General features: G+C 69.7%; 2 protein-coding genes. Both read left to right on the top strand.

Translation table 11 applies throughout. The features are described 5' to 3' along the window. The first annotated feature begins 56 nt into the window (after window positions 1-56). A complete protein-coding gene (locus ACIRU3_RS47565) occupies window positions 57-308 on the top strand; it encodes a DUF5372 family protein (protein WP_404070691.1) in 252 nt (83 codons plus the stop codon). A gap of 133 nt (window positions 309-441) precedes the next feature. Continuing rightward, the gene (locus ACIRU3_RS47560; protein WP_404070689.1) at window positions 442-2,712 is read left to right on the top strand and encodes a recombinase family protein; all 2,271 of its coding nucleotides are present in this window, start codon (window positions 442-444) and stop codon (window positions 2,710-2,712) included. Window positions 2,713-2,730 lie beyond the last annotated feature (18 nt).

The raw sequence follows: 2,730 nt of genomic DNA, 5'->3' as shown, positions 1-2,730 counted from the left end.
GGTCGGCACGGTCATCGCATAGGGCCGTATCGTCCAGTGATTCCTTGGGTTCGCTGGTGGTCACGCATCCGTTCCACCCGCTGGCGGGCCGGCGCTTGGTGGTGTTGTTCACCAGGCGGCGGGCGGGAGCCGTGGTGTTCGTCTGCGCAAGCAGCGCATCGCGGAGTGTGACCCTGCCCCGGGAGTGGACCGACCGCGCCGTGGGTCCTGCCGAGCACCGGCTCACGGCCGGGGGCCTGAGTGCCGCTCGTGCACTGGTGGATGCGCTGGCCAGCCGTCGCGCCGGTACGGACGGAGGCGGATCCTGATGACAAGAGACCAGCACCGTGCCGCTGTTGGGCTGCGGGCAGGAACGAGGCACCATGGCCGGAGCCAGCGAGGTGTGTCGCGAGGCTGTGATGGCGGTGGCCAACATGGTGGAGTCCGTGCTGGGAGGCGGAGGTGAACAGCCAGGGGAAAATCCGCAGTTCACATCTCGATCGGCTGGCCGTCATTTACCTGCGGCAGTCCACGCTCGTGCAGGTCAGGGAGAACACCGAGTCCACGATGCGGCAATACGGCCTGGCCGACGAGGCGGTCCGGCTGGGCTGGGCCCGCTCGAACGTAGCCGTGATCGACGCCGATCTGGGGGCCTCGGGCCGGTTCGGCGCCGACCGGGAGGGGTTTCGCCAGGTCGTGGCGAAGGTCTGTCTGGGCGAGGCCGGAGCGGTCTTCGGGCTGGAGGTCTCCCGGCTGGCGAGGTCCTCGGCGGACTTCGCGCGGCTGCTGGAGCTGGCCCGGCTCACCGACACCCTGCTCATCGACGGCGACGGCATCTACGACCTGGCCGACATCAACGACCGCCTCCTGCTGGGTCTGAAGGGCCAGATGAGCGAGGCCGAACTGCACATCCTGGCCTGCCGCATGCACGGGGCCAAGAAGGCCGCGGCCGCACGCGGCCAACTGCGCTTCCCGCTGCCGGTCGGCTACGTCTACGACGACGAGGGTCTTTGCGTCCTGGACCCGGACGCGCAAGTGCAGGCCACGATCGCGGACGTGTTCGCCGCCTTCAACGCTGGCGGCTCGGCTTACGCGGTGGTCTCCGCGTTCGTGGGCCGCCCCTTCCCCCTGCGGGCCTTCGGTGGCACCTGGGCCGGCCAGCTGCGCTGGGGCCGACTGACCCACGCCCGTGCCCTCGGGGTGCTCAACAATCCCTGCTACGCAGGGACATACGTCTACGGCCGGTACATCACCCGGCGGCGCGTCGACCCGGACGGCACCGTCCACACCGGCATCCAACTGCGGCCGCGGGCTGAGTGGCCGGTGGTCATCCATGACCACCACGATGGCTACATCACCTGGGACGACTACGAGGACAACCAGGCCAGGCTGGAGGCGAACTGCACCCATGACGGCGCCCACCCGCCGCGCGAGGGCCTCGCCCTGTGTCAGGGGATCATGCTCTGCGGCTCCTGCGGGCGCCCGATGACCACCCGCTACCACCGCGGCGGCCGCGCCGCCTACGAGTGCTCCGCCTCCCGCGCCGACCAGCAGGCCACCGAAACCTGCCGCTCCATCGCCGCAGACACTCTGGACGACGCGGTCACCGAGCGGCTGCTGGCCACACTCACCCCGCAGCAGATCGCTCTCGCCCTGGCCGCCGCCAACGAAGTCGCCGACCGGCACACCCGCGGCCATCGCGCCGCTGAACTCGCCCTGGATCGTGCCCGCTACGAGGCCGACCGCGCCGAACGCGCCTTCACCCGGGTCGAACCGGAAAACCGCCTGGTCGCCCGTGCCTTGGAGACCCGCTGGGAGGCCAAGCTCGCCGCCCTCGCCGAAGCCGAGCAAGCCTTGGACGATGTCCGCAAGGCCCGGCCGGCGCTGCCCGAACCGGACACTCTCAAGGCGCTCGCCACCGACCTGCCCCGTCTCTGGCACGCACCCGACACCCACCACAAGGACCGCAAACGCCTGCTGCGGACACTGATCGCGGATGTCACGCTACTGCCCGAACCCAACCGAAACCGAGCAAGGATCGGCATCCGCTGGCACACCGGCGCCACCGACGAAATCAGCGTGATGCGCAACGACCTGCGCACGCCGACCGCTGCCATCGATCTGATCACCCGGCTCGGTCCCACCCACACGGACGACGAACTCGTCGCCCAGCTCAACGCAGCCGGCCTGACCACCGGAAAGAAGCGCCCCTTCGACGTCAAAGCAGTGCGCTGGGCCCGCCACACCCACCGCGTCCGGGCGCCCCGCACCGTTCCCTACCGGCACGGAGAGATCGGCATCGACGACATGGCCCGGATCCTGGGCGTCACCTACAGCGCCGCCTACTACTGGATCACCCATCACCGTCTCGACGCCCGCCAGGACCGCAGCGGACGCTGGTGCGTGACCTGGAACGAAACCGTCGAAGCCGACTGCCGGGCCCGGATCGCCGGCTCCGGATACCTCAACCCCACCGGCCCCGGCGCCCGCCCGCTGCCGGAAGAAGTACACGGCTGCCTCACCGTCCACGACGTCGCGATGCGGCTCGGCGTCCCGGCCGACGCGGTCTACTACTGGATCCGCATCCACCGGCTCCACGCCCGACGGACCACCTCAGGTCGCTGGAGCATCCCCTGGAATGACGAGATCGAAGCCTCGGCCCGCCAAACCGCCGACCGCACCCAGAAGTACACACCCACAACCCAAACCACCACAGCAGGAGGGGCAGTATGAAACGTCCATCGGGATGCC

It is taken from the genome of Streptomyces sp. NPDC101151, from assembly GCF_044768335.1.
Classification (GTDB): domain Bacteria; phylum Actinomycetota; class Actinomycetes; order Streptomycetales; family Streptomycetaceae; genus Streptomyces.
Note: the sequence above shows the minus strand (reverse complement) of the source record. Positions and strands in the feature narration are given on the sequence as shown.